The following is a 1732-nucleotide window of genomic DNA, read 5'->3' on the forward strand; positions in this document are numbered from 1 at the left end:
CCTGACCCCCCTTTGCTCGTCACCCGTCCCCCCTCATCGAGAGCCGCCCCGAGCGCTCGAGAGGCACGAGAGAAAGGCCGATCTGTGTCAGAACGGATGTCTGCTCCCCGGGCCAAGGCCCGCGCCGGAGAAGACGCGGTCGTGCTCGACGACGACGCGACCCTGCACGCGATGGGTTATCCGCGGAAACTCACCCGCCGTTTCAAGGCGTTCGACAATTTCGCGATCTCCTTCACCATCATCAATATTCTTTCGGGCATCTTCTCGTCCTTCGGATTCGGTATGAACGCGGGTGGCCCCCGCATTCTCGTATTCGGTTGGATCGGCGTCTCGATCATGGTTCTGCTCATCGGTGCGGCCATGGGAGAGGTCGCCTCCGCGTATCCGACGAGCGGTGCCCTCTACTTCTCCGCCGGTAAGCTCGCCAAGCGCCACAAGGGCGCCTGGTCCTGGTACACGGGCTGGTTGAATTTCGTCGGACAGATCGGCGGCACCGCCGCGACCGGCTATGCGGCGGCCACCTTCATCCAGGCCTTCGTGCAGCTCCAGTGGCCCTCCTACCAGCCGACCGTCCATCAGACGGTGCTGATCACGGCCCTGATCATCGTGCTCCAGGGGCTCGCCAACACCTACACGGTCCAGCTCGTCGCCGTCCTCAACCGCATTTCCGTGTGGTGGCTGCTGATCGGACTCGTCGTGATCGTGGGCGCACTCATAGTGATACCGGATCACCATCAGTCGGCGTCGTTCGTCACGCATTTCGAGAACAACACCGGCTTCACGAGCGGACTTTACGGCGGCATGCTCGGCCTGCTGGTCACCAGCTGGACGTTCACCGGCTTCGACGGCAGCTTCCACATGTCCGAGGAAACGGTGCAAGCCACGGTCAACGCGCCCAAGGGGATCACCCGCGCCATCGGCTATTCGGCGATCACCGGTCTCATCCTGATGCTGGCACTGGTCTACAGCATTAAGGACTACGCCAAGGAGGCCGCCAACGGCGCGCCGCCCGTGCAGATCCTGATCGACGGCCTCGGCCTGACCACCGCCAAGGCCATGCTCCTCATCGTCATCGGCGCGATGCTCTTCTGCGGCCTCGCCAACCTCACCAGCAACACCCGGCAGATCTTCGCCTTCTCCCGCGACGGCGCCATGCCCGGCTCCCGGCTGTGGCACTCGGTCTCGCCGCGCACCCGTACGCCCGTCAAGGCGGTCTGGCTCGCGGTGGCCTGCTCGCTCGCCCTGATCGTGCCCGGCTGGTGGTCGCACACCGCCTTCACCGCGATCGTCAGCGTCAACGTGGTCGGCCTGTTCCTCGCCTACGCCGTCCCGATCTTCCTGCGGCTGCGGCTCGGTGACGCCTTCGAGTCCGGCCCGTGGAACCTGGGCCGCTGGAGCAAGCCGGTCGGCTGGCTCGCCGTGATCTGGATCGCGCTGAGCAGCGTCCTGTTCATGCTGCCGCAGGCGTCCCCGATCACCGTGGACTCCTTCAACTACGCGCCGATCGCGCTCGCCGTCGTCCTGCTCGTGGCCACCGTCTGGTGGTTCGCCACCGCGCGCCGCCGCTTCCAGGGCCCGATCAGCTACGGCCGCCCCGACGAGATCGCGGCCATGGACCTCATCTGATCCGTACGGATCCAGGCGCGTCCCCGCGCCTCCAGGCCCCGGCCCCGGCACCGCTCCCGCGGTACCGGGGCCGGGGCCTTTGTCCGCCCCGCGCCCGCACCGTCAC

1 protein-coding gene is annotated in these 1732 nt (G+C 66.6%); it reads left to right on the plus strand.

Translation table 11 applies throughout. The features are described from left to right. Nucleotides 1–96: 96 nt before the first annotated feature. Nucleotides 97–1626 carry an amino acid permease gene (locus tag CCN72_RS17835; protein WP_202441790.1) on the plus strand — a complete coding sequence of 510 codons (1530 nt, stop codon included), beginning with the start codon at nucleotides 97–99 and terminating at the stop codon, nucleotides 1624–1626. Nucleotides 1627–1732: the final 106 nt, after the last annotated feature.

Source organism: Streptomyces murinus (assembly GCF_002154555.1).
Lineage (GTDB): Bacteria > Actinomycetota > Actinomycetes > Streptomycetales > Streptomycetaceae > Streptomyces > Streptomyces murinus.